This is a genomic window from Mesoterricola sp. JemC181 (assembly GCF_055384585.1).
Genome location: NZ_AP045076.1, coordinates 1,307,540 through 1,332,213 on the forward strand (window position 1 = coordinate 1,307,540; position 24,674 = coordinate 1,332,213).

Annotated in this window: 22 protein-coding genes; 12 read left to right on the forward strand and 10 right to left on the reverse strand. The window is 68.8% G+C overall.

What is annotated here, in order from left to right:
* The first annotated feature begins 24 nt into the window (after nt 1–24).
* The 3 genes from ACZ5MC_RS05820 to ACZ5MC_RS05830 all read left to right on the forward strand — a co-directional run bounded on the left by ACZ5MC_RS05820 (nt 25) and on the right by ACZ5MC_RS05830 (nt 4,294).
* Nucleotides 25–1,689, forward strand: coding sequence for a methyl-accepting chemotaxis protein (locus tag ACZ5MC_RS05820; RefSeq protein WP_464517277.1), 1,665 nt, complete (start codon nt 25–27; stop codon nt 1,687–1,689).
* Between the two features lie 162 nt (nt 1,690–1,851).
* The gene (locus tag ACZ5MC_RS05825; RefSeq protein WP_464517278.1) at nt 1,852–3,060 is read left to right on the forward strand and encodes an efflux RND transporter periplasmic adaptor subunit; all 1,209 of its coding nucleotides are present in this window, start codon (nt 1,852–1,854) and stop codon (nt 3,058–3,060) included.
* Between the two features lie 7 nt (nt 3,061–3,067).
* Nucleotides 3,068–4,294, forward strand: a complete 1,227-nt coding sequence (locus tag ACZ5MC_RS05830; RefSeq protein ID WP_464517279.1) for an ABC transporter permease — start codon at nt 3,068–3,070, stop codon at nt 4,292–4,294.
* Here the strand turns inward: ACZ5MC_RS05830 and ACZ5MC_RS05835 are convergent, their stop codons facing one another.
* The 6 genes from ACZ5MC_RS05835 to ACZ5MC_RS05860 form a co-directional block, all read right to left on the reverse strand.
* Nucleotides 4,295–4,540 carry a cupin domain-containing protein gene (locus tag ACZ5MC_RS05835; protein ID WP_464517280.1) on the reverse strand — a complete coding sequence of 82 codons (246 nt, stop codon included), beginning with the start codon at nt 4,538–4,540 and terminating at the stop codon, nt 4,295–4,297. It abuts the gene before it with no gap.
* The gene (locus tag ACZ5MC_RS05840) at nt 4,537–5,145 is read right to left on the reverse strand and encodes an RNA polymerase sigma factor (protein WP_464517281.1); all 609 of its coding nucleotides are present in this window, start codon (nt 5,143–5,145) and stop codon (nt 4,537–4,539) included. The genes ACZ5MC_RS05835 and ACZ5MC_RS05840 overlap by 4 nt, the downstream gene beginning before the upstream one ends.
* Nucleotides 5,142–5,873 carry an HvfC/BufC family peptide modification chaperone gene (locus ACZ5MC_RS05845; RefSeq protein ID WP_464517282.1) on the reverse strand — a complete coding sequence of 244 codons (732 nt, stop codon included), beginning with the start codon at nt 5,871–5,873 and terminating at the stop codon, nt 5,142–5,144. The genes ACZ5MC_RS05840 and ACZ5MC_RS05845 overlap by 4 nt, the downstream gene beginning before the upstream one ends.
* Nucleotides 5,866–6,708, reverse strand: a complete 843-nt coding sequence (locus ACZ5MC_RS05850) for an MbnB/TglH/ChrH family RiPP precursor modification enzyme (protein WP_464517283.1) — start codon at nt 6,706–6,708, stop codon at nt 5,866–5,868. The genes ACZ5MC_RS05845 and ACZ5MC_RS05850 overlap by 8 nt, the downstream gene beginning before the upstream one ends.
* A 7-nt stretch (nt 6,709–6,715) precedes the next feature.
* Nucleotides 6,716–7,048 carry a hypothetical protein gene (locus tag ACZ5MC_RS05855; protein WP_464517284.1) on the reverse strand — a complete coding sequence of 111 codons (333 nt, stop codon included), beginning with the start codon at nt 7,046–7,048 and terminating at the stop codon, nt 6,716–6,718.
* 132 nt (nt 7,049–7,180) lie between these two features.
* The gene (locus ACZ5MC_RS05860) at nt 7,181–8,530 is read right to left on the reverse strand and encodes an aminotransferase-like domain-containing protein (protein WP_306599384.1); all 1,350 of its coding nucleotides are present in this window, start codon (nt 8,528–8,530) and stop codon (nt 7,181–7,183) included.
* Nucleotides 8,531–8,581: 51 nt separating this feature from the next.
* Between ACZ5MC_RS05860 and ACZ5MC_RS05865 the strand changes: the two genes are divergently transcribed.
* Genes ACZ5MC_RS05865 through ACZ5MC_RS05880 form a run of 4 tightly spaced genes read left to right on the forward strand, consistent with a single transcriptional unit; the run spans nt 8,582 to nt 11,994 of the window.
* Nucleotides 8,582–8,902: a TusE/DsrC/DsvC family sulfur relay protein gene (locus ACZ5MC_RS05865; protein ID WP_464517285.1), complete on the forward strand. Its 321-nt coding sequence runs from the start codon at nt 8,582–8,584 to the stop codon at nt 8,900–8,902.
* A 2-nt stretch (nt 8,903–8,904) separates the two neighbouring features.
* On the forward strand, nt 8,905–9,489 hold the full coding sequence (locus ACZ5MC_RS05870) for a hypothetical protein (protein WP_306599386.1): 585 nt from the start codon (nt 8,905–8,907) through the stop codon (nt 9,487–9,489).
* Nucleotides 9,482–10,780: a (Fe-S)-binding protein gene (locus ACZ5MC_RS05875; protein WP_464517286.1), complete on the forward strand. Its 1,299-nt coding sequence runs from the start codon at nt 9,482–9,484 to the stop codon at nt 10,778–10,780. Before ACZ5MC_RS05870 ends, ACZ5MC_RS05875 begins: the two co-directional genes overlap by 8 nt.
* Complete coding sequence (locus ACZ5MC_RS05880) at nt 10,777–11,994, forward strand: aminotransferase class V-fold PLP-dependent enzyme (RefSeq protein WP_306599388.1); 1,218 nt, start codon at nt 10,777–10,779, stop codon at nt 11,992–11,994. The genes ACZ5MC_RS05875 and ACZ5MC_RS05880 overlap by 4 nt, the downstream gene beginning before the upstream one ends.
* A 147-nt stretch (nt 11,995–12,141) precedes the next feature.
* Here ACZ5MC_RS05880 and ACZ5MC_RS05885 read toward each other — a convergent pair whose 3' ends face one another.
* The gene (locus ACZ5MC_RS05885) at nt 12,142–13,146 is read right to left on the reverse strand and encodes a GAF domain-containing protein (RefSeq protein ID WP_306599389.1); all 1,005 of its coding nucleotides are present in this window, start codon (nt 13,144–13,146) and stop codon (nt 12,142–12,144) included.
* Between the two features lie 52 nt (nt 13,147–13,198).
* Nucleotides 13,199–14,092 carry a LysR family transcriptional regulator gene (locus tag ACZ5MC_RS05890; RefSeq protein ID WP_306599390.1) on the reverse strand — a complete coding sequence of 298 codons (894 nt, stop codon included), beginning with the start codon at nt 14,090–14,092 and terminating at the stop codon, nt 13,199–13,201.
* Nucleotides 14,093–14,183: 91 nt separating this feature from the next.
* On the opposite strand from ACZ5MC_RS05890, the gene amaB reads away from it, so the two are divergent.
* From amaB to ltrA, 5 genes are all read left to right on the forward strand, one after another.
* Nucleotides 14,184–15,710, forward strand: coding sequence for an L-piperidine-6-carboxylate dehydrogenase (gene amaB / locus ACZ5MC_RS05895; protein ID WP_464517287.1), 1,527 nt, complete (start codon nt 14,184–14,186; stop codon nt 15,708–15,710).
* 63 nt (nt 15,711–15,773) lie between these two features.
* Entirely contained in the window at nt 15,774–16,388 is a 615-nt protein-coding gene (locus ACZ5MC_RS05900) for a response regulator transcription factor (RefSeq protein ID WP_306599392.1), read from the forward strand.
* Between the two features lie 85 nt (nt 16,389–16,473).
* A complete protein-coding gene (locus tag ACZ5MC_RS05905) occupies nt 16,474–16,833 on the forward strand; it encodes a hypothetical protein (protein WP_306599393.1) in 360 nt (119 codons plus the stop codon).
* On the forward strand, nt 16,823–17,974 hold the full coding sequence (locus tag ACZ5MC_RS05910; protein WP_306599394.1) for an HD domain-containing phosphohydrolase: 1,152 nt from the start codon (nt 16,823–16,825) through the stop codon (nt 17,972–17,974). Before ACZ5MC_RS05905 ends, ACZ5MC_RS05910 begins: the two co-directional genes overlap by 11 nt.
* Before the next feature lie 697 nt (nt 17,975–18,671).
* Nucleotides 18,672–20,000 (forward strand): group II intron reverse transcriptase/maturase, encoded by a 1,329-nt coding sequence (ltrA, locus tag ACZ5MC_RS05915; protein ID WP_464516197.1) that lies wholly within the window; start codon nt 18,672–18,674, stop codon nt 19,998–20,000.
* 120 nt (nt 20,001–20,120) lie between these two features.
* Here the strand turns inward: ltrA and ACZ5MC_RS05920 are convergent, their stop codons facing one another.
* Together ACZ5MC_RS05920 and ACZ5MC_RS05925 are read right to left on the reverse strand one after the other, a co-directional pair.
* On the reverse strand, nt 20,121–23,390 hold the full coding sequence (locus ACZ5MC_RS05920; protein ID WP_464517288.1) for an efflux RND transporter permease subunit: 3,270 nt from the start codon (nt 23,388–23,390) through the stop codon (nt 20,121–20,123).
* Between the two features lie 7 nt (nt 23,391–23,397).
* Complete coding sequence (locus tag ACZ5MC_RS05925) at nt 23,398–24,666, reverse strand: efflux RND transporter periplasmic adaptor subunit (protein ID WP_464517289.1); 1,269 nt, start codon at nt 24,664–24,666, stop codon at nt 23,398–23,400.
* Nucleotides 24,667–24,674 lie beyond the last annotated feature (8 nt).

The following is a 24,674-nucleotide window of genomic DNA, read 5'->3' on the forward strand; positions in this document are numbered from 1 at the left end:
AAGGCGCCTCGGGAGGGCTGAGCCATGGAATGGTATAAATCATTGAAACTGGCTACGCAGCTGATGCTCGCCTTTTCGTTGGTCGCTCTGGTTTCCGTCACGGTGGGCCTCCTGGGCATGTCCAACACCGGCAAGGTGGACGGGATGATGAAGGACATGTTCGACAACAACCTCATGTCCCTGAAATACGTGGGCGAAGCGCGAAGCTCCTTCATCATGTTCGCCCGGGTGGCGAACATCTATTTCGTCGCGCCGGACGCGGAACGGCGGCGGGAGGCGAGGGCCTCCATGGAGAAGGCCCGGAAGGAGCTGTTCGACATGGTGGCCAAGGAAAGGGCCACCCGGATGGTGCCCGAGGAGGTGGCCCTCTGGAGCGCCTTTGACGCGGCCTGGCCGGCGTACGAGGACGGGGTGGGGCGCTACCTCGCCATGGTCGATTCCGGCAGGCTCGAGGACGCGCGGCAGTACCTTTTCGCGGAGGTCCGGCCCAAGACCCATGCCCTGGACGCCGCCCTGACCCGGATCCAGGACCTCAACATCCGGGATGCGGAAAGCACCCACCAGCAGAGCGCCGCGGTGGTCTCCAGCCTCCGGATCCAGACCGGCCTGATCGTCCTGGCGGGTTTCGCGGCCGCGTTGGGCATCGGGTTCCTGGTGGCCCGGCACATCAAGAAGCAAGTGGGCGGGGAACCGGCAGACGCCGCGGCCATTGCCCGGCGGGTCGCCATCGGGGATCTGACCATGGAGGTGGCGACCGTTCCCGGGGATGGGGACAGCATGATGGCCTCCATCCGGGACATGGTGAAGAAGCTTTCGGAGGTCGTGGCCCGGATCCAGGAAGCCTCCGCGTCCATGGTGGGGGCCTCGGACCAGCTGAGCGCCACCGCGCAGTCGCTGAGCCAGGGGGCCAGCGAACAGGCCTCCAGCGTGGAGGAAACCAGCTCGTCCTTGGAGCAGACCAGCGCCTCCATGGAGGAAATGAGCGCCTCCATTTCCCAGAACAATGAAAACGCCAAGGTGACCGGGGATATCGCCATCCGGACCTCCCGGGAAACGGTCGAAGGGGGCCAGGCCGTCCAGGAGACCGTTGGGGCCATGAAACTCATCGCCAAGAAGATCGGCATCATCGATGACATCGCCTACCAGACGAACCTGCTGGCCTTGAACGCCGCCATCGAGGCGGGCCGTGCGGGTGAGCACGGCAAGGGCTTCGCGGTGGTGGCGGCGGAGGTGCGCAAGCTGGCGGAGCGCAGCCAGGAGGCCGCCGCGGAGATCGGCGAACTGGCCTCCGGGAGCGTGGTCCTGGCGGAGCGGGCCGGAGCCCTCCTGGCGACCATCGTGCCGTCCATCCAGAAGACCTCCGACCTGGTGCTGGAGATCGCCGCCGCCTCGACGGAACAGAACACGGGGGTCGTCCAGATCAACGGTGCCATCACCCAGATAAGCCAGGCCATCGGTCAGATCAGTACGGCCGTGGCGCAGAATGCCGCGGCCTCCGAGGAGCTGGCGTCCACCTCCGAGGAGGTGAACGCCCAGGCCCTGGAAATGCAGTCGACCATCGCCTTCTTCCATCTCGAGGAGGCGCCGCGGCCCCGGAAGGCCCCGGTGCGCACCCCGCCTCCGCCCAGGAACGCCCACGTAGCGCCTCGCCTCCCCCTCAAGGAGGATCCGGAATTCGCCAAGTTCTGAGCGGACGGTCCCCGCATTCCGGAAGGGCGGGCATTCACCGGCGCAGGATCGACGCCCGGCGGCGAATGCCCTCGATCCGGCGGCAGGTCTGAACGGCGGCGGGCCTGGCCCGTCTATCCTCAGGAAGCTGGATCTTGACCCGCCTGCTCCTTGGAATCCGCCATGAGACCTGCCGTCCTTCTGGGAATCCCCGTCGCCTTCGCCCTGGCGGGCTGCGCCGCCTGGGTGGCCATCAGGCCCAAGCCCCAGGCGCAGTGGCGGTTCGCCAAGGTGGAAGTGGGGGACGTGAGCCGGAAGGTCACGGCCACGGGCACCGTGAACGCCCTGACCCAGGTGTCCGTGGGCACCCAGGTGTCGGGCGTGGTGACCAGCCTCTACGCGGACTTCAACAGCATCGTGAAGAAGGGCCAGGTCGTGGCCCGCATCGACGCCACCGTGAACGAGACCCTGGTGGCCGACGCCCTGGCGAACCTGCGCAAGGCGAAGTCCGCCTGCGTCCTGGCGAAGGACGACCTGGAGCGGAACAGGCGCCTGGCCGCGGAGAAGCTCCTGTCCACCGCCGACCTGGACGCCAAGGTCAACGCCTATGAGACCGCCCTGGGCAACCTGGAGTCCGCCCAGGCCTCGGTGCGCAAGGCGCGCATCAACCTCGCCTACTGCACCATCACGGCGCCGGTGGACGGGGTGGTGGTGTCCCGCGTGGTGGACGTGGGGCAGACGGTGGCGGCCAGCTTCAGCACGCCCAGCCTCTTCTCCATCGCCAACGACCTCTCCCGCATGAAGGTGACCGCGGCCATCGACGAGGCCGACATCGGGTCGATCCGGACGGGGCAGGAGGCGACCTTCACCGTGGACAGCTACCCGGGCATGGCCTTCCGGGGCTCCGTGAGCGAAGTGCAGCTCAACCCCACGGTATCGAGCAACGTGGTCACCTACTCCGTGGTGATGGAGGTGGCCAACGTGCCCCGCCCCGCCGCCGCGGGACAGACCTCGAAGGCCTCCGCCACGGCGCGCTACGCCCCCGCCGGAAGCCCCGTCTACCGCGGCGAGATGGCGCTATTCCCGGGCATGACGGCCAACGTGTCCATCCTCACCGCGGACCGCAGGAACGTGCTGCGGGTGCCCAACGCGGCCCTGCGCTTCAATCCGGGAGGGCAGCCCGCGCCCAGGGGAGACAAGGTCTGGGTGCTGGAGAACGGCGCCCCCAGGGCGATCCCCGTGAAGGTCGGCACCAGCGGCAGCCAGTTCTCCGAAGTGTCCGGGGAGGGCGTCCGGGAGGGGCTGACGATCCTCGCCGGCACCGAGACCGCCGCCGCCACGCCCGCCAAGGCCTCGCCCCTGGGCGGCCCGGGCGGCCCTCCTCCCCGCTGAGGCCGCCATGGACATCCGCGAGCTCTTCCGCCTGGCCCTGGCATCCCTCACCCGCAACCTTTCCCGGGCCATCCTCACCATGCTGGGGATCATCATCGGCGTGGGGTCCGTCATCGTGATGATCGGCATCGGCACGGGCTCCAAGGAGGCCACCCTGGCCGTCATCCAGAACATGGGATCCAACACGCTCATCATCTTCAACGGCGGGAGTTCCGCCAACAGCCGCATGGGGCCCATGGCCGCGGGGGGCGTGGAGGTGCTCCGTGAGGAGGACGCCGCCCTCATCGAGCAGGAGCTCTGCGCCACCAGCGTGGTGGCCGCCACCCCGCAGGTGAGGACCTCCCAGGCCGCGGTCTTCCAGAGCTTCAACTACCTCACCAGCATCCAGGGCGCAGGGGAAGGCTTCGCGCGCATCCAGGGCTGGACGGTCCGGGACGGCCGGGTCTTCACGAAGGGCGAGGTGAAGAGCCAGGCCAAGGTGTGCGTGGTGGGCACCACCGTCGTCAAGAACCTCTTCCCCGGCGGGGAGGATCCCATCGGCCAGGTCATCCGCATCGGCAAGCTCCCCTTCGAGATCGTCGGCCTCCTGGAGTCCAAGGGCGCCGGCATGATGGGGGACCAGGACGACGTCATCGTCGCACCCTATTCCACCGTGATGCACAAGCTCATGGGCCGGGACCGGATCTCCAACCTCCTGGTGAGCGCGCAGGAGGGCCGGGCCCAGCTCGCCGAGAACGAGATCAGGGCCCTGCTCCGGCAGCGCCTGCGCGTGGCCGACAGGGACGAGTCCCCCTTCACGATCCGCAAGCAGGACGACCTGGTGAAGATGATGAGCCAGCAGGCCGATGTGCTGACCCTCTTCCTGGCCCTGGCGGCCGCCATCTCCCTGGTGGTGGGCGGCATCGGCATCTCCAACATCATGCTGGTGTCGGTCACCGAGCGCACCCGGGAGATCGGCGTCCGGCGCGCCATCGGGGCCCTGCGGCGCACGATCCTGCTGCAGTTCCTCACGGAGGCCGTGGTGATGTCCATCCTGGGCGGGGCCATCGGCATCGCCCTGGCCGGCGCGACCCTCTGGATCCTGCGCAGCGCGACCACGACCCCCGCGGTGATGGAGACCTGGGCCGTTGCGCTGGGCCTGGGCTTCAGCGGGACGGTGGGGGTGCTGGCGGGATTTCTCCCGGCGCTGAAGGCCTCACGGCTGGATGTGATCGATGCGCTGAGGTACGAATAGCTAACGCCTGATCTCCTTCAGCGCCCCCGCCAGCGCGTCCAGGGCCTCCGGCGGCGCGTCGGGCTCCGGCTTCAGGGCCCTCCTCCCGATGCCCGGCAAGGCCTCCAAGCCTCTCAGGAAAGCCCTGCAGGCCCAGCACAGGGCCAGATGGATGGCGATGCCCAGGCGCTGGGCGAAGGGAAGGGATCCTTCCCGGTACTCGGTGGCCAGGGTCTGGACCTCGCGGCAGGTGGGCATGAGCTTCACGGGCGGCCTCCCTGGACGAAGGTTCGAAGGCGGGACTGGACCAGGACGCGGGCGCGGTGCAGGCGCTGGCGCACCGTGGCGGGTTCCAGCCCGAGGTGGCGGGCGATGTCGGAGGTCTCCCAGTCCTCGAGGTCCTTGAGGACGAAGACGTCCCGGTGGCCGTCGGGGAGGTCGTCCAGGGCGGCCAGGAGGCATTCGCGGAGCTCCCGCTTCTCCACCAGGCCGTGGGCCTCGGCCTCCACGTGCCACTCGGGGCCGTGCCGCTCCTGGTGGTGGCCGTCCCGGTCGAAAGGACCCAGGCCGGGGAAGTCGGCGGGTTCGGGGTTCCGGCTCCGGGTGCGGCGGTGCATGAGGGCGGAATTGATGCACACCTTGTAGGCCCAGCTGGAGAAGCGGCTGCGGCCCTCGAAGCCGGGCAGGTCCCGGAAGATGCCGATGAGCGCGTCCTGCAGGGCGTCCTGGGTGTCCGAGACGTTGCCCAGGATGCGGTTGATGCCGTTGTGGAAGAGGCTCAGGTGGGGCCGCACGAGGTCGCCGAAGGCGTCCGAATCGCCCTGGGAGGCCAGTCGGATGAGCTGCGCTTCGGTCGGGGGAGTCCCTGTCATCGTCCCGCTAGGGTAAACCCCGCGATGGCGCCCGTCTCGCGCAAATCCTCCAGGAACGCCACGGAAGGCCCGGTGTCCGCGATGCCCAGCTCCTCGAGCACCTCCCCCAGGGGCCGGGAGGCGCCCTCCGTGAGCAGGTAGGCCGTGGCCGGGGTCAGTTCCAGGGCCTCGAAGAGGCCCTCGCGGTCGCGATAGGCGAGGAGGTGGACGGTTCCCGGCTCCGGGCGGGGAGCCGCCTCCGAGGCGAGGTGCACGGCGTGGGCGTACGACACCAGCCGCGTGGCTGCATCCAGCACCACCCGGGACCCGGGTCCGGGCGAGGGGGCGAGGCCCTCCGGGGCGGGCAGGTCCTCGAAGCGGTACACGAGGGTCTCCAGGAGCTCCCAGTGGACCAGCTCCTGCAGGAAGGGCCAGCGGTCCAGGCCCCAGCCGGTGCGCGCCAGCCAGCCCAGGAAGGCCGGCGCGATGTCCCGGTGGTGCTGGCTGGGGACGCAGCGGGCCTCGAGGAAGGCGTCCACGCAGGGTGTCCATGCGTGCTCCTCCTCGAGCAGGGCCAGGGTGACGGGGAACATGGTCTCCAGGGGGTCCACCAGGCTCGGCCGGGCCAGGTCCCGGTAGGCCAGGAGCCCCTCCCGCAGGCCGTCGAAGGGCTCGCCGGAGGGGGGGACGGCGTCCAGCACGAGGGCCGCCAGGGAACGCTGGAGGTGCAGGGTCCGGGACTCAGGCATGGACCGGCCCCAGGGCCTCGTCGTAGACGGCCTGGAGCGCCTCGCGCTCCGCCAGGAGCTCGGCCAGCTCCGGGATGTGGCTGTCCCGTTCCAGCAGCACGGGGACCCGCCTGCCGATGCGCTGGAGGGTCCAGCGCATGAGCTCGGCCACCGGCCCGATGACCGGGGCGCCGTGGGTGTCCACCGTCAGGTCCCCGATCTTCCGGTGCCCGGCGATGTGCATCTGGACCACCCGGTGCAGGGGCATGGAGGCCAGCCATTCCCGGGGGTCGAACCCGAAGTTCAGGGCGTTGACGTAGACGTTGTTGATGTCCAGGAGCCAGCCCGCGTCAGCGCCTTCCAGCACCTCGGCGATGAACTGGGCCTCGTCCATCTCCCCCCGGCCCAGGGGGGCGTAGTAGGTGATGTTCTCGAGGATCAGGGGCACCGGCAGGCGCGCCTGCAGGTCCCGGGCCCGGCGGATGGTGTGCCGCGCCGCCTCCCGGGTGAAGGGCAGGGGGAGCAGGTCGTGAAGGCAGCTGCCGTCAACGCTGGTGAAACACAGGTGCTCGGAATGCCAGGGGGTGCCGGTCCGCGTCAGGAACTTGCCCAGTTCCAACAGGTAGTCCTTGTCCCAGGGATCGAAGCCCCCCAGGGAGATCGCGAGGCCGTGGGTGAGGACCGCGTCCCGTTCCAGCACCGCCATGGCCCACCGGTGGTGGCGGCCCCCTTCCCCGATGAGGTTCTCGGGGCAGGTCTCCCAGAACGGGACCCCCAGCCCCGGATCCCGGGCCACGGCCTCCATGTGGGGACGCCGCAGGCCCAGGCCGATGCCGGTGAAGGGGGTCCGCTCCATGGCGGGCCTAGGGCTTCGCCGGGGCGGGGTCCTTCTTCTCCTTCTTGTCCTTGCCGCAGGAACCGTCCTTGCCGCAGGAGCCGTCCTTGCCGCACGAGCCGTCCTTCTTGACCTTCTTGTCCTTGCCGCAGGAGCCGTCCTTCTTGGCCTTGGCGCCTTCCTCCTTCTTCCCCTTGGCGGCATCGTCCTTCTTGGCGTCGGCGCCGCAGGACCCGGCGGCGGTGAGCGCGGCGCCCTGCCCCTGGGTGGCGACCCGGGTGGCGGCGATGGTGGGGGTGCCCGTGAGGAGGACGGCGCCTGCGCTGAAGAGGGTGGCTGCCCCGATGAGCTTGGTGATCATGTTGTCTCCTTGCAGGTGGATCCGGTATCCGGAACCGCGGGATGCGGCTATCTTGATACGCGGATTCAGTCGCTAGGGATTAGGGTGCGCCCAGGGGCCGCCCTGTGACAAGGAACTTCGGAGCCCGCCGGATCAGGGGCGACCGCCCAGGGCCGCCAGCCTTCCGAGGGCATCGGCCAGCGCCGCCCGGTCCGTGGCCGCCCCCAGGGAGATGCGCACCCCGTCCGGGTTCTGGCGCCCCGAGGCGAAGACGCCCGCGGGCACGACCACCACCCCGGCCGCGGCGGCGGCCTGGGCGAAGGCCGCGGACCCGCCGGGAGGGGCCGTGAGCCAGAGGTGGGGGCAGTGCGGCTCCCCCCGCCAGGCCAGGCCTTCCAGCTGGTCCCGGGCGATCCGGTGGCGGGCCGCCAGCTCCTTGCGCTGGGCCACGAGGCGCCGCCAGGCGGTGCCGTCCTCCATCCACCGGGTGGCCAGGGCCATGGCCAGGGGCGAGACGTACCAGCTGGTGTGGTGCTCGGCGTCCCGGGCGCGGGCCCTCTGGTCCCGGGGGAAGGCGAGGTAGCCCAGGCGCAGGCCCGGGGCGACGGTCTTGGAGAGCCCCGTGAGGTAGACCACCCGCTCCGGGGCCAGGGCCGCCAGGGCCGGGGGGGCGTCCTCGCTGAGCAGCCCGTAGACGTCCTCCTCGATGATCAGGACGTCCCACTTCCTGGCTATGGCCACCAGGGTGCGCCGCCGGTCCAGGCCCAGGGTGGCGGTGGTGGGGTTCTGGAGCGTGGGGGAGAACACCGCGAGCCGGATCCCGGCCCGGCACGCGCCCTCGAAGGCGCTGGGGAGGATGCCCTCGGCGTCCATGGCCAGGGCGTGCAGGCGCCGCTTCCAGTGCCGGGCCGCGGCCTTGAGGCCGGGGTAGACCAGGCTCTCGCAGGCGATCTCCTCGGCGTCGGGGAAGAGGGAGATGGCGGTGTCCATGGCGTGCTGGGCGCCGGCGCACACCAGGAGGTCCCCAGGCGCGGTCTCCACGGACCGGCGTTTCAGCCACCGGCAGACGGCGTCCAGGTGCGCCAGGGTGTCCCCGGCCCCGGGGTAGTGCAGGAGCCGCGCCGCGGCCCCCGCGTCCAGGCGGCGCAGGGCCGCGGCCAGGTCCGGGTCGCTCGCGGCCACGGGGGGGATGTTGGCGGAAAGGTCGATGACCCCGCCCAGGGGCTTCTGCTGCAGGGCGAACAGCGCGGCCTCGGAGGCCACTCCCAGCACGTAGGTGCCCCGGCCCACCTCGCCCCCCAGGTAGCGCCTGCGGGCGGCCTCGCGGTAGGCGCGGCTCACGGTGCTCACGTTCACGCCCAGGAGATCGGCCAGGAGCCGGTGGGTGGGGAGCTGGTCCCCGGGCCTGAGGCGGCCCAGCCGGATCGCGTCACCGATGGCGTCGGCGATGGCGAGGTAGGCGGGCTGGTCCGAGGCCGGGAGATGAGGTACCCACATTGTCATGCATACAATCATGCGACACGTGCACACAAAATGGAACCCGGAGGACAGGCCATGCCCAGTGTGACGTGCAGGGGAACCGCGGTGGAACTGAATGAAGAGGGCTTCCTGGTGGATCCCGGGGTCTGGGACGAGGATCTGGCCCTGGCCCTCGCAAGGCAGGAGGAGGGCCTCGAGGCGCTCAACGAGCAGCACTGGTCCGTGATCCGGTTCATCCGGGGCCACTTCCTGGAGCACGAGGCCGCCCCCATGGTGCGCCAGGTGTGCAAGGGCTCCGGCGTGCCCCTCAAGCAGATCTACGATCTCTTCCCCGGCGGCCCGGCCCGGGGGGCCTGCAAGCTCGCGGGCCTGCCCAAGCCCGACGGCTGCGTGTAGCCGTGAATCCCGCGCTCCCCGCCGGACTGTGGTGCGGCCTCCTGCTGGGGGCCCAGCTACTGCGGGCCCGGGCCCTCGGACGCAGGCCGCTCTTCGCCCCGGCCGCGGGCGATCCCGCAGCCGGCGTGCGCTACGCCTTCACCGGGGCCATGCTGCCCTGGGCGAAGGAGAGCGTGCGCCTGAATCCAGGTTCGTACGCCGCCGGCATCGCCTACCACCTGGGCATCGCGGCGGCCTTCGCCCTGGTGTTCGTCCCCTCCCGGGCCCTGGCGGCCCTGGCCCTCCTGGGGGCGCTTGCGGGCTGCTCGCTGCTGGCGAAGCGGATCGTGATGCCCCACCTGCGCGGGCTCTCCAACGCCGACGACTTCGTGTCCAATGCCCTGGCGACGGCCTTCGCCGGCATCGCCGCGGCCGGCCCGGCCACGTCGCGCATCCTGCCCTGGGCCTGCGCGGCCCTGCTGGTGTACATCCCCCTGGGCAAGATCCGCCACTGCGCCTTCTTCTTCCTCAGCCGCTACCACCTCGGGGCCTTCTTCGGGCGCCGGGGCACCTTCCCCCCCGCGGCCCAGGAGCGCCTCCATGGTTGAAACCATCGATCTCGAGAAGGGCCTCCAGGCCTTCCGGGCCCGGCTCGGGGAAGCGGACGCCGCCCACCTCAACGCCTGCGTGCACTGCGGCCTCTGCGCCCAGAGCTGCCACTACTACCGCATGGACCCGCAGCTGGAGAACGTCCCCGCCCGCAAGCTGGACCTCGTCGCCCAGGTCTTCCGCCGGCACTTCACGGTCCTGGGCAGGCTGGGCCTCCAGGGTGCGGCCCTGGACGACGCCATGGCCAAGGCCTGGCTGGACGCGGTGTACGGGCGATGCTCCCTGTGCGGGCGATGCTCCCTGAACTGCACCGTGGGCATCAACCTGCCGCGGGTCTTCAAGGCCGCCCGGGCCGCCCTGACGGCCATGGGCCTGGCGCCCGCGGACCTGCAGGCCACCGTGGACAACTCGCTGCGCCACGGCAACAACATGGCCATCACCCGGGAGGACTGGGTGGAGACCGTGGACTGGCTGCAGGACGAGCTCCGGGCGGAGACCGGAGACCCCCTGGCCGAGATGCCCATGGACCGCCACGGCGCGAAGATCCTGTTCACCGTCAACCCCCGCGAGCCCAAGTTCTTCCCCCTCTCCCTCCAGGCCAGCGCCAAGGTGTTCTGGGCCGCCGGGGAGGACTGGACCCTGGCCTCGGAGGGGTGGGACCTCACCAATTACGGCCTCTTCAACTGCAACGACAAGGAAGCCGGGACGATCACGCAGAGCCTGGTCGACGCCATGGAGCGCCTGGGCTGCGAGACCCTGGTGATCGGGGAGTGCGGCCACGGCTTCGCCAGCGCCCGATGGGAGGGGCCCGAGTGGCTCCAGGCGGCCTATCCCTTCAAGGTGCGCAGCTTCCTAGAGGTCATGGACGAGTACCTGGAGCAGGGCCGCATCCGGGTGGACCCGGGCATGAACACCAAGGCCGTCACGCTCCACGACCCCTGCAACCTGGTGCGCCACGGCGGCGTCACCGAGCCGCAGCGGCGCATCCTGGCGAAGACGGTCTCCAGTTTTCGCGAAATGACCCCCAACCGCGCGGAGAACTTCTGCTGCGGCGGCGGCGGGGGCCAGCTGGCCATGGGCGCCTACAAGGAGCGCCGCATGCGCTCGGGCGGCATGAAGGCGCAGCAGATACGCGACTCGGGCGCCAAGGTCGTGGTGGCGCCCTGCCACAACTGCATCGACCAGCTCTCGGAACTGAACAAGGAATACAAGCTGAACGTCCAGATCAAGACGGTCGCCGAGATGGTGGCCGACGCACTGGTGACCGAACCCCCCACAGGTGAGCCATGACCCAGACCGGAACCCTTTCCCCCTTCCAGGCCCATTCCCCCGCGGGGGGGCTGACGTACCTCGACAACGGGGCGACGTCCTTCCCCAAGCCGCCGGAAGTCTACGAGTTCATGGACACCTTCTACCGCACCTACGGCGTGAACCCGGGCCGCAGCGGCTTCGACCTCTGCATCGAGGCGGGCACGCTGCTCGACACCACCCGCAAGCTGCTCACCGCCTTCTTCGGAGGCACGGACCCCAACCGCCTCGTCTTCGGCTACAACTCCACCGACGCCCTGAACCTGGCCATCTTCGGCACCCTCGCCGAAGGGGACCACGTCATCACCACCCACCTGGAGCACAACGCCACGCTGCGCCCCCTCTGGCACCTCCAGGAGGCCGGCACCCAGGTGGACTGGGTGGACTTCGAGGACGACGGCTACGTGGATCCCGCGAAGATCATCGCCCGCATGATGAAGGGCACCCGCGCCGTGGTCATGAACCACGGCAGCAACGTGCTGGGCACGGTGCAGGACGCCGCGGCGGTGGGACGCGCATGCAGGGAACGCGGAATCCTTTTCATCCTGGACGTGAGCCAGACCGCGGGCATGGTGCCCGTGAAGATGGACGAGCTGGGGGCGGACATCGTCTGCTTCACCGGCCACAAGAGCCTCATGGGCCCCATGGGCATCGGCGGGATGTACGTGCGGGAGGGCGTGGAGATCCGGCACACCCGCGCCGGCGGCACCGGCGTGCGCAGCGCCCAGCGCAACCACCTGGACGAGTATCCCTACCGCATGGAGTACGGCACCCCCAACCTCCCCGGCATCGCGGGCCTCAACGCCGGCGTCAACTGGGTGAACCGCCACGGCCTCGGGGCCATCCACCACCACGAGATGGAGCTGTGGCGCCAGCTGCGGGACGGCCTGAAGGCCATCGAGGGCGTCACGCTCTACTGCCAGGAGGACGCCGGCAAGGAGCGCATCAGCGTCCTGACCTTCAACGTGGACGGCCTGGAGGCCGCCGACACCGGCACCATGCTGGACGTGGACTACAACATCGCCTGCCGCACCGGCCTGCACTGCACCCCCATGGTCCACGAGCACCTGGGCACGGACAGGCTCCACGGCGCCGCGCGCTTCGGCATCGGCCCCTTCAACACGTCCGCGCACATCGCTGCGGCGGTTTCGGCCGTGGGCGAGATCGCGGAGATGCAGCGCAAGCGCAAGCACTGAACGTTTTTCATTCCTTTCTCGGCGAACCTCGGCCGCCTCGGCGATGCATTCCGTTTCAAGACGCTCCGGCGCATTGATTCTTTGCGCCGCAAGAGCATGGAAAATGAATGCATCGCCGAGGCGGCCGAGGTTCGCCGAGAAAAAAATCTAGGCAAGCGCTCCCGGAGCCGGGTTGAGGCCATCCATGGCCCTTCGCAGGGCCTCGCGGATCGTGAAGTCGTCGCGGTCCGCGGGGTCCGCGGGGTCCCACAGGGCGATGCCCACGGCGATGGGACCGAACTTCGCGCGCACCCGCTGCACCAGGAATTCCGCGCCGTCCAGCGAGGTGCGGGGCAGCAGGAGCAGGAAGGTCTCCTTGCCCATGTCCACCAGCAGGTCCTCGCCGCGGGCCTGGTCGGAGATCTCGCGCAGGGCCTTGCGTGTGTCCCGGTTCAGCGAGGTCTTCCAGGCCACCAGGGCCATGGGCTCGGAGCGCCTGCGGGCCATGAAGAGGTAGGCCTTGAGCCAGATGTCGAGGTAGCGCCGGCTGGGGAGGCGCGTGGCCTGGGCCTCCAGGGCGCTGTCCTCCACCACGGACATGGTGAGGTCCAGGGCCTCCCGCGTCATGTGGAGCTCCTGCTTGAGGAGCTCGATCTCCATGGCGCTGCCCAGGAGGTTGGCCACCATGCTCACGAAGACGATGTCGGCGCGGGAGTATTTCTGGGGGGTGGAGCTCTGGACGCTCAGCACGCCGATGACCTTGTCGCCCTTTCGCAGGGGCACCCCGATGTAGGAGCGCACGGCCATGTCCTGGAAGGCGCTGTGGCCCTTGAGGTCCGTGTCCTCCTTGGCGTCCCGGATCACCAGCGTCCGCGGCGAGTGCTCCAGCACCTGGGGGCAGAAGTTCTTGTTGGGGTCGAAGGTGGAGAGGTCCAGGTCGGAGCCGTCCAGGGTCGCCCACCAGAGGGTCTCGTAGCCCAGGTCGGTGATCCGGACGATGACGGCCCGGTCCACCATCAGCTGGGACACCAGCAGCTTGAGGCCCTTCTCGAAGAGCTCCGTGGCGTCCGGGAAGCCGGGCTCCACCAGCTCCCGGAGGGCATCCAGGTGCATGGGACGCCGGGATTTGGCTCCTGCTTTGGCGGCGGAGGCGTTCTTCCTCGACTTGTTCATGCCGTGATTATATCCAACCGGGGGTCGGGTCCACCTTCCTGGACAAAAAAGACTAGAACTCCGGCGGCGTGAGGGTCCTCAGGTAGTCGGTGAGCAGCCGGTGACGGCCCAGAGCCGCCCGGCGCTTCTTCTGGTAGATGAAGAACCGGTCCTCCCGGGGCCGGACACCCGGCAGAACCGCGGTGAGCGCCCCCCGCTCCAGTTCGCCCAGCACGCTGTAGGTGGGGGCCAGCAGGACCCCGAGGCCCTCCACGGCGGCGTTGATCATGGCCCGGATGTGGTTGACCTCGATGATCCGGTGGAAGTCGGGCCGGCCCTCCTCGGGAAGGGCCAGGAGGAATCGATGCCACCAGGCGCCCGCCTTGTCCAGGGAGAGCACCGGCCGGGAGCCCAGGTCCCCGGGGGAGGCGATCCCGCCGGTGGCCAGGAAGGACGGGGCGGCGGCCACCACGTAGGTCTCGATGAACCAGGGGAGCTTCTGCAGGTCGGGCAGGAGGTGCTCCCGGCAGTCGATGATGATGTCCAGGTCGTCCCGCAGGAGGGGCGTGAGCAGGTCGTGGGCGAGGGTGAAGTCGATCTCCAGGTCCGGGTGCTCCGCCAGGAAGGGGCCCATGTGGCGCATGAGGATGCTGCTGCCGAATTCGACCGTGGCCCCCAGGCGCAGGCGCCCCCCCGCCGTGGCCAGGCCCAGGCCCTCGGCGGCGGCCTCCAGGGTCGCGAAGACCTCCTCGCAGGCCTGGAAGAGGTGCCGCCCATCCTCGGTCAGGCGCGGCTCCCGGTTCCGGCGGTCCACCAGGAGGGTGCCGGCGCCGGCCTCCAGCTTGGCCACCGCGTGGCTGATGGCGGACTGCGTGAGGTTCAGCTTCCGGGCGGCCCGGGTGAAGCTCCCGGTGGTGCCCAGGGCGTGGAAGGCTCGCAATTGGTACAGGTCTAGTTGGTTGGCCATATCCATGAATTGTACTCATAGTTGGCGTGAAAAGAACGATTTTGAGTGTCAGTTTCAATGGGCGTATATATCTAGGCCAGAGGTGAACGACATGCAGGCAGTCATGGAGAAGGTCCTGGCGAAACTCGGAATCGCGGAGCACAACCTGGGCGGGTTCAACGGGGAATGGATCGGCAGCGGCCGCAACCAGGATGTCGTCTCCCCGGTGGACGGCGCCACGCTGGCCACCGTGGCCAACATCACCAAGGAGGAGTTCGACGCCGTGCTGGCCCGGACCCACGAGGCCTGGAAGTCCTGGCGCCTGGTGCCCGCCCCCAAGCGGGGCGAGGTGGTCAAGGAGCTGGGCGACGAGCTGCGCCGCAACAAGGAGGCCCTGGCCGAGCTGGTCACCCTGGAGATGGGCAAGACGCTGCGGGAGGGCCTGGGCGAGGTCCAGGAGATGATCGACATCTGCGACCTGGCGGTGGGCCTGTCCCGGCAGCTCTACGGCCTGACCATGCCCAGCGAGCGCCGCATGCACCGCCTGCAGGAGCAGTGGCTCCCCCTGGGCGTCGTGGGCGTGATCACCGCCTTCAACTTCCCCGTGGCCGTGTGGAGCTGGAACACCGCCATCGCCCTGGTGTGCGGCGACACGGTGCTGTGGAAGCCCTCCAGCAAGACGCCCCTGACCGCCATCGCCTGCACCCGCATCGCCGAGCGCGTCCTGCGCAAGTTCGGCTACGATCCCGCCATCTGCAGCCTGGCCATCGGCAGGGGCAGCGACATCGGCGACCTCATCAACACCGACCCCCGGGTGGCCCTGGTGTCCTACACGGGCTCGGTTCCCGGCGGGCGCCACGTGGGCAGGCTGGTGCAGGAGCGCTTCGGCCGCCACATCCTCGAACTGGGCGGCAACGGCGCCGTGATCGTCAGCGAGAAGGGGGATCTGGAGACGGCCCTGACCTCGGTCTACTTCGGCGCCATCGGCACCTCGGGCCAGCGCTGCACCTCCACCCGGCGCGTGATCGTCCACGAGTCCATCTACGACGGGTTCGTGGCCAGGCTCAAGGACATGTACGCCAAGACCCGCATCGGCGACCCGAGGGACGCCAGCAACCTCATGGGCCCCCTGGTGGACGGCGGCGCGGTGGCCACCATGCTGGAGGCCATCGGGACCATCAAGGCCCAGGGCGGCACCATCCTGGCCGGCGGCGAGCGCCTGCCCCTCCCCGGCGGGTGCTACATCACCCCCTGCCTCGCCGAGGTGCCCGCGGAACTGCCCATGACCCGGGAGGAGACCTTCGCCCCGGTGCTCTACCTCACCCGGTACTCGACCATCGAGGAGGCCATCGCCATCCAGAACGACGTCCCCCAGGGCCTGTCCAGCGCCATCATCACCAACGACATGCGGGAGTCCGAGCTCTTCCTGTCCGCCGCCGGCAGCGACTGCGGCATCGCCAACGTGAACACCGGCACCAGCGGCGCCGAGATCGGGGGCGCCTTCGGCGGTGAGAAGGAGACCGGCGGGGGGCGCGAAAGCGGCTCCGACGCGTGGAAGGCCTACATGCGCAGGCAGACGAGCGCGATCAACTTCAGCGGGAAGGTCGAGCTGGCCCAGGGCATCACCCTCGAACTCTGAATCCCTGGTGAGTGACGAAGGTTCGGGCGTATCATTGGGTTATTCAATTTTCCCCTGAGCCCCATGCGAATCCTGATCGTCGATGATGAGCCCATCCTCCTCCTGGCCCTCCAGCGCTCCTTCAGGCTGGAGCAGCCGGAGTGGGAAGTGGTCATGGCCCGGTCGGCCTCGGAGGCCCTCGAGCAGCTGAGGCTCCAGGCCTTCGACGTGCTGGTCACGGATATCCGCATGCCGGGCATGGACGGGATGGCCCTGCTGGGCGAGGTGCGGGCCGACCCCCTCCTGACGGACACGACGGTGATCTTCATGACCTCCCTGGACGACCGGGAGAGCATGCGGGCAGGAATGATAGCCGGGGCCGATGACTACCTCACCAAGCCCTTCACGCCGTCCGAGCTTTTGGCGGCCATCGGCGGGCGGCTCCGCCGGAAGGAGATGGTTCCCCTCCTGACGCGGGAGGCCCAGGTTTCCCGGGAGCAGCTGGCGGGGCTCCTGACCGAGCGCGAGACCGAGGTGCTCGTCAACATCGGCCGCGGCCTGGTCACCAAGGAGATCGCCGCCGAGCTGGGCATCAGCCCCCGCACCGTGGATGTCCACCGCACCAACCTGATGCGCAAGCTGGACCTGCACAACGCCACCGCCCTGGCGCGGCTCGCGATCAAGGCCCAGCTGGTGTAGGTAATCTACCCTATGGTCATCATTCGGCTGTGGGCGTAGGTTTTCTCCAGGGACGGGACCCGAAGGGTCCGGAACCCGGAGGCACATGGCCGAGCAGGAACGAACGACCCCCCCGGACACCAGCGAGGCCGACTCCCAGCTGGGGGAGTTCCTCCACGAGATGAACACGCCCATCCAGTACCTGGCCCTCAATCTGAGCTTCCTTCAGCACGGGTGCCGCCGGCTCTCCCGGATCCTGGAGGCCCACCACGCGGCCATGGGGGCCTATCCCCGGGAGGTCGCCGAGCACCTGCTCCGGGTGGAGGGCGAACTGGACCTGCCCTTCCTGCATGACGAGCTCCCGAAGGTCCTGGCCGAGTCCATGGAGGGCCTGGCCACGGTCTCCCGCATCCTTGCGGCCATGCACCACGCGAATGCCGAAAAAGGGGAATCCCATGCCAGCTAGGGTCCTGTTCGTGGACGACAACCTTCTCCACCTGAAGGCCATGGAAAGGACCTTCCGGGACCTGTACGAGGTGACCGTGGCCGGGTCCGGCCACGAGGCCCTGGACCTCATCATGGATTCCCCCCCCTTCGCGGCCATCGTCTGCGACATGCGGATGCCCGGGATGGACGGCGTCGAGCTTCTGCAGGAGGTCCAGTCCCTGTCCCCCGACTCCACTCGGATCATGCTCACGGGCCAGGAGGACCAGCTGACCGCCGTGGAGGCCCTGAACAGCGGCAACGTCTTCCGCTTCCTCACCAAGCCCTGCGACAACCGGGCCGTGGCCGCGGTGCTGGAGGCCGGCGTGCGCCAGTACGACCTGCTCTGCTCCAGCCGGGTCCTCCTCGAGGAGACCCTCGCCGGCAGCGTGCAGGTGCTGGTGGACCTGCTGTCGGTGTTCGATCCCAAGGCCTTCGGCCAGGCCCAGGAGACCCGCGAGTACGCCCTGAGGATCGCCGGGAAGCTGGGCATCCCGTCCCCCTGGGACCTGGGCCTGGCGGCCCTGCTCGCGCCGGTGGGGCGCATGGCCCTGCCCCTGCCGATCCAGTCCAAGCTGAACTGGTCGGAGCCCCTCACCCCGGCCGAACAGGCCGTATTCGTGCGGATACCCGAGAGCGGGGCCCGCATCGTGGGGAACATCCCCCGCCTGCAGCCCGTGGCCCGGATCATCCGGTACGCGACCAAGAACTTCGACGGCGCCGGCTACCCCGAGGACGGGGTCCGCGGCGAGGAGATCCCGCTGGAGTCGCGGATCCTGCGCGTGCTGACGGACTTCCTGGAGGGCCTCCGCCTGCGCCGGTCGAAGACGGTCGTGCTGGAGCAGCTCAAGCTGGCCAAGGGCGCCTACGACCCGCGGGTCCTGGGCGTGCTGGAGGAGCTCCTGCAGGTTCAGCCGCCGGCCGCCGAGGGCGCGGACCCCGGCCGCAGGCTCGTGGCCATCCGGGAGCTGACGCCCGGCATGTGCCTGGTCGAGGACCTCTGCACCCCCGAGGGGGCCCTGGTCCTGGCCGCGGGCACGCGGCTGGCCCAGATCCACCTGGAGCGCCTGCGCAGCGTGGCCTCCATCGCGAGGCTGGTGGAGGCGATCCTGGTGGAGCAGTAGCCGGAGAAGTCGAGGATGACTGCTTTTCATCCTGCTTTCATCCCCGTCCATCCCCGTTCATCCCCGGCGAAACAAGCGCTTGATTTGCCGGGGATGAACGGGGAGTGCGCCAGGCCAAGCCTGGGCGAGGAGGATGGATGACCTAAGACAGACTGAAACCTCGCAATGGAGCCCAGCGGGGAGGCAGCAAGCCCCGCCCGGCAAAGCTGGCCAGCAGCCGGAACCGAGTCTTGCGTGGGGAAGGGCGACCGACCTCGTGAAGCGTAGACAGGGAGTGCATGGGCCGTGTGATGGAGCCCCGAAAGCATCCAACCGTGGGAGTCGACGCCGTTCTCCGATCGGAAGACAGCACCCGAAGGTCGCAAGGGCCTGACCGTAGGGTCCCACCGGGGTCATAGAGCAGGGCACGTGCACAGGGGTTCCCCAGGAACCTGGGAGATCCAGCCATCTCCGCCAACAACCCAGTGGTGAGGGAAGCCACGTAAAACGAACCCAGGCTCGCCGGGGGGTGCCGCCCCCGGCGGGAGCGAACAGCCGGCACAGGGCGGTACCGCAAACTGAAGGAAACGAAGGAGCGCGGGAGGGGTGGCCGGAAGTCGGAGCAGCTCATAGTAGCGATGATCGCGGGGAACCGGGCCGCCGGGACCCGCTGGAGCCAAGGAGCTGCCGGATCACGGAACCGTTGAAGGGAAAGATAATGGGTGCAATGACATCCAACAGCGTCTCCACGAAACAACAACGGATCGCAGAACTGGCCAGGATCCACCCGGAGGTGGCTTTCACCTCCTTGGCCTACCACATGGACCTGGACTGGATGAAGGAAGCCTTCGGGCGCACCCGCAAGGATGGGGCGACCGGGGTGGACGGCGTGACGGGCAAGGAATACGGGGAAAACCTGGAGTCCAACCTCCAGAGCCTCCTGAACCGGGCTAAGAACGGCGACACCTACAAGGCCCCTCCAGTCCGGAGAACCTACATCCCGAAAGGGGATGGCAGCCAACGCCCCCTGGGCATTCCCGCCTTCGAAGACAAGGTCCTGCAAAGGGCCGTGGTGATGGTGATGGAACCGCTCTATGAGCAGGACTTCCTGGACTGCTCCTACGGGTTCAGGCCCGGGCGCTCCGCGCACATGGCGCTGGAGGCGATTTGGCAGGGGTTGATGGACATGGGGGGAGGCTGGGTGCTTGACGTGGATATCCGTAAGTATTTCGATACTTTGGACCACGGGAAGCTGCGGGAAATCCTTGACCTGCGGATGAAGGACGGCGTTCTGAGGCGCCTGATCGGCAAATGGCTCAACGCGGGCGTGCTGGAGAAAGGATGCATCACGCACCCGGAAACCGGCTCGCCCCAGGGCGGGGTGGTCAGTCCGATGCTCGCCAACATCTACCTCCACGAGGTGCTGGACGTGTGGTTTGAAAGGGAGGTCAAGCCCCGACTCCGGGGTCGGGCCTTCCTGGTGCGCTACGCGGACGACTTCGTGATGGGCTTTGCCCAGGAGGAGGATGCCAAGCGGGTTATGGAAGTCCTGCCCAAGCGGTTCGAGCGGTATGGCCTGACGATCCACCCGGATAAGACCCGGCTGGTGGAGTTCTGGAAGCCGAGGGAGCCCAGGGACCCCAATGGGGGACCAGGCCACTTCGACTTCCTGGGATTCACCCACTACTGGGCCACGGCCAAGAACGGCCGGTGGGTGGTGAAGCGGAAGACCGCGAAGAGCCGGATGAGTCGGGCGCTCACGAAGATCGGGGAGTGGATGGCCAAACACCGCCACCTCCCGGTGCGTGAGCAATGGCGGACGATCAACCAGAAACTGGTCGGTCACTTCAGGTATTACGGGATCACGGGGAACTCCAGGGCCCTGGCGCACTTCCGCTATGAAGTTGGGCGAAGGTGGCGTGGATGGCTCAACCGGAGGTCCCAGCGGGCCCGCATGACCTGGGATCGCATGAACAAGCTTCTGGCTCGGTTCCCACTGGCCCCAGCCATCAGTTACGCATCGAAACTACGTCCTCAGCGACCGTGACGAGGAGCCGGATGCGGTAGTCCCGCACGTCCGGATCTGAGGGGGGCCGGGGGCGCAAGCTCCCCGGCCTACCCGACTGGACGGGGATGAAGGAAGGATGAAGAACAGGTAATCCCCGCTCTAGACTGCCAGTGGAGATTCGGGGCCTTCGGACACTTCCTTCTTCTTCCACAGGTAGTAGACGGCGGGGTATACCAGCAGTTCGAGAAGGAAGCTCGTCGCCAGGCCTCCCACCATCGGCGCCGCGATCCGCTTCATCACGTCGGCGCCGGTGCCCGTGGACCACATGATGGGCAAGAGGCCGATGAAGGCGGCGAAGACGGTCATGGCCTTGGGGCGCACGCGCTTGACGGCGCCGTGGATGATGGCCTCCACCAGGTCGCCGGTGGTGTTCAGGCGCCCGGCCTTCCTCGCTTCCTCATGGGAGAGGTCGAGGAAGAGCAGCATGAAGACCCCGGTCTCGGCGTCCAGGCCCAGGAGGGCGATGAGGCCCACCCACACGGCGATCGACGTGTTGTAGCCCAGGATCCACATGAGCCAGAAGGCCCCGATGGCGGAGAACGGCACGGCCATCATCACCAGGGAGGCCTTGAAGGCGCTCCTGGTGTTGGCGTAGAGCAGGCCGAAGATGAGGACGAGCGTGATGGGGACGATGAGCTTCAGGCGCTCCTTCACCCGGATCATGTTCTCGAACTGGCCGCTCCAGTCCAGGCTGTAGCCGGCCGGGAGCTTGAGCTCCTTCTCGATGGCGGCCTTGGCGTTCTTCACGTAGGTGCCCACGTCCGTCTTCGAGGTGTCGAAGTCCACCAGCACGTAGCCGTTGAGCATGGCGTTCTCGTCCCGGATCATGCCGGGACCCAGCACCAGCTTGAGGTCGGCGATGGCTTCCATGGGCACCGCGGAACCGTTGGGCAGGGGCACCAGGACGCGCCCCAGGGCGGCGGGGTTCTCCCGGTAGTCCCGGGCGTACCGCACGTTCACGGGGTAGCGGGCGCGGCCGTCGAAGATGGTGGTCTGGTTGTCGCCGCCGATGGCGGTCATGACCATCATGTTGGCCTCCTCGACGCTCAGGCCGTAGCGGGCCAGCTCCTCCCGCTTGAGCTCGAAGTCCAGGAAGTAGCCTTCCGCGGTGCGCTCGGCCAGGGCGCTGCGGGTGCCCGGCACGTTGCGCAGGATGCCCTCGGCCTCCACGGCGATCTGCTGGATCACCTTCAGGTCGGCGCCGTTGACCTTCAGGCCCACCGGGGTGCGGATGCCCGTGGAGAGCATGTCGATGCGGGCCTTGATGGGCATGGTCCAGGCGTTGGGGATGGCCGGGAGCCGCACGGCGCGGTCCAGGTCGGCCACGATGTCCTCCTCGGTGATGCGGTCGCGCCAGAAGGACCGCAGGACGGACTTGGCCCAGTTGGGCGCCCAGGAGGAGTACCAGCGCTTCGTCTCCCGCCACTGCTCCTCGGGCTTGAGCTGGATCACCGTCTCCATCATGGAGAAGGGCGCGGGGTCCGTGGCGGTGTCGGCCCGGCCCGCCTTCCCGAAGACGCGCTCCACCTCGGGCACGGTGCGGATGAGGCGGTCCTGCACCTGGAGGATGCGCTGGGCCTCGGTCTGGCTGAGTCCCGGCAGGGTGGAGGGCATGTAGAGGAGGGTGCCCTCCCCCAGGCGGGGCATGAACTCGGATCCCAGGCGCATGAACACGGGGATCGTGGCCACCACCATGAGCACGGCCACGGCGATGGTGGCCTTGGCGTGGCGCAGCACGAAGCGGCAGGGCCGCTCGTAGATGCGGTGGAGGAAGCGGCTGACGGGGTGCTTCTCCTCGGGGTAGTAGGTGCCCACGAGGGCCTGGGTGGCGGTCCAGGCCAGCCACTTCGGCTTGAAGGTGAAGGGATCCATGCGGGCGAAGAGCATGCGCAGGGCGGGGTCCACCGTCAGGGCCAGGATGGCCGCGATGGCCATGGCCAGGTTCTTGGAGTACGCCAGGGGCCGGAAGAGGCGCCCCTCCTGGTCCACCAGGGTGAACACGGGCATGAAGGCGATGGCGATGACCAGCAGCGAGAAGAAGACGCTGGGTCCCACCTCCAGCAGGGCCTCCAGGCGCACCTTGTGGAAGTCGCCCACGCGGCCGCCGCTCACCCAGTGCTCCAGCTTCTTGTAGGCGTTCTCCACCTCCACGATGGCCCCGTCCACCAGCACGCCGATGGAGATGGCGATGCCGGCCAGGGACATGAGGTTGGCGTTCTGGCCCATGAACAGCATGGGGATGAAGGCCAGGGCCACGCTCAGGGGGATGGTGACGATGGGCACGATGGCCGAGGGGATGTGCCAGAGGAAGATGAGGATGATGATGGAGACGACGATCATCTCCTCCACCAGCTTGTCCTTCACCGTGGCGATGGCCTTCTCGATGAGGGTGGAGCGGTCGTACACGGGCAGGACCTCCACGCCCGCGGGCAGCGAGGACTTGAGCTCCTTGAGCTTGTCCTTCACCCTGCCGATGACGGCCAGGGCGTTCTCGCCCTGGCGCATGACGACGATGCCGCCCACCACGTCGCCCTGGCCGTCCAGGTCCGCCAGGCCGCGGCGCATCTCGGGACCCAGGCTGACGGTGGCCACGTCCGAGAGGCGCACGGGCGTGCCCCCCTCGACCTTGAGCACGGCGCTCTCCAGGTCCTTGGTGGTGCGGGCGTAGCCCCGTCCGCGCACCATGTACTCCCGGCCGCTGAACTCCACCAGGCGCCCGCCGCCCTCGTTGTTGGCGGCCTTCACCGCCGCGATGACCTTGTCGATGGTGATGCGGTAGGTGGCCATCTTGTTGGGATTGAGGCTCACCTGGAACTGGCGGGCCTGGCCGCCCACGGTGGCCACTTCGGCCACGCCGGGGACGGCCTGCAGGGCGTACCGGATGAACCAGTCCTGCGTGGACCGCAGTTCGTCGGTGCTGTGCCGGCCGCTCTTGTCCACGAGGGCGTACTGGTACACCCACCCCACGGCCGTGGCGTCCGGGCCCAGCTCGGTCTTGACGCCCTGGGGCAGGCTGGCGGTGATCTTGCTGAGGTATTCCAGGACGCGCGAGCGCGCCCAGTAGATGTCGGTGCCGTCCTCGAAGATGACGTACACGTAGCTGAAGCCGAAATCCGAGAGCCCGCGCACGGCCTTGACCTTGGGGGCCCCCAGAAGGCTGGTGACGATGGGGTAGGTGACCTGGTCCTCCACCTGGTCGGGACTGCGGTCCCACTTGGAGTACACGATCACCTGGGTGTCGGAGAGGTCCGGCAGGGCGTCCAGGGGGATGGTGCGCATGGCCCAGAAGGACAGGACGAGGGCGACGAGGCCCGCCGCCAGCACCAGGAACTTGTTCTCCGCGGAGAACCGGATGATTCGCTGGATCATGGCCGCCTCAGCTCTTTCCGGCGCCGTGCGCCATGTGAGAGAGGGCCGCCTTCAGGCGGGACTCGGAATCCACGAGGAAGTTCGCGCGGTTGACCACGCTCTCGCCGGCCTTGACGCCCGAGAGCACCTCCACCGACTCCCCCAGGTTCGCCCCCGTCTGCACCTCCCGGGGCTCGAACCGGCCGTCGCCCATGGCCACGAAGACGATCTTGCGGGTGCCGGCGTCCAGCACCGCGTCCACGGGCACCACCAGGCCCTTGCGGGCCTGGCTGCGGATCACCATCTCGCCGTACATCTCGGGCTTCAGGAGGCCGGAGGGGTTGGCGATCTCCACGCGGGCCTTGGTGGTGCGCGTCTTCGGGTCCACCTGGGGATCGATGAAGGCGACGCGGCCCGTGAAGGTCTTCCCGGGGAAGGCTCCGAGGGTGAGCGCGGCGGCCATGCCCACCTTGAGGCGCGGCAGCTCGGGCTCGTAGACGTCGGCGATGGCCCACAGGTGGCCCAGGTCGGTGATCTCGAACGGGATGTCCGCGGGGGTCAGGCGATTGCCCTCCACCGCCGTCTTGGCGGTGACCACGCCGGCGATGGGGGAGCGCAGGGTGAGGGACTTCCTGGCCTCGCCGGAGCGCTCCAGCTCGTCCAGCTCGGCCGGGGCCACGTCCCAAAGGGCCATGCGGCGCCGGGCGGAATCCAGGAGATCCTGGCCGCTGCCCTCGCGCTCACCGCCCTTGAGGGCCTTGCGCGTGCGCAGGGCCAGGAGATACTCCTTCTGGGCCGAGACGAAGTCGGGGCTGTAGAAGGTGAACAGCGGCTGGCCCTTGGCCACCGGCATGCCCACGAAGTCCACGAACAGCTTTTCCACGTAGCCGTCCACCTTGACGTGCATGTGGCGGATCCGCGTCTCGTCCGGGGCGATGCGCGCGGTGGTGCGGATCTCGCCGCCCACCGCGCCTTCCGTCACGGGGGTGGTCGTGAGTCCGATGAGCTGCTGGCGCTCCAGGTCGATGGTGACGGTGGAATGGCCTTCGGGGCCGTCATGGCCGGAGGCGCCGGAACCGTCCATGGCCACCAGGGCCATGCCGCACAGGGGGCAGTCCCCCGGGTGGTCCTGGATGATCTGGGGATGCATGGGGCACTGGTACATGACCTTCTTGGGTTCCTGGCGGGCGGCCTCCTTGGGGTGGGGCCGGAGGAGGAGCGTGCCGCCCACGCCCGCGGCCAGGGCCAGGAGCATGAGGGCTGCGGTGCGGGGAAGGGAGGAGGTGGTGGGGCTCATGGCGTTCT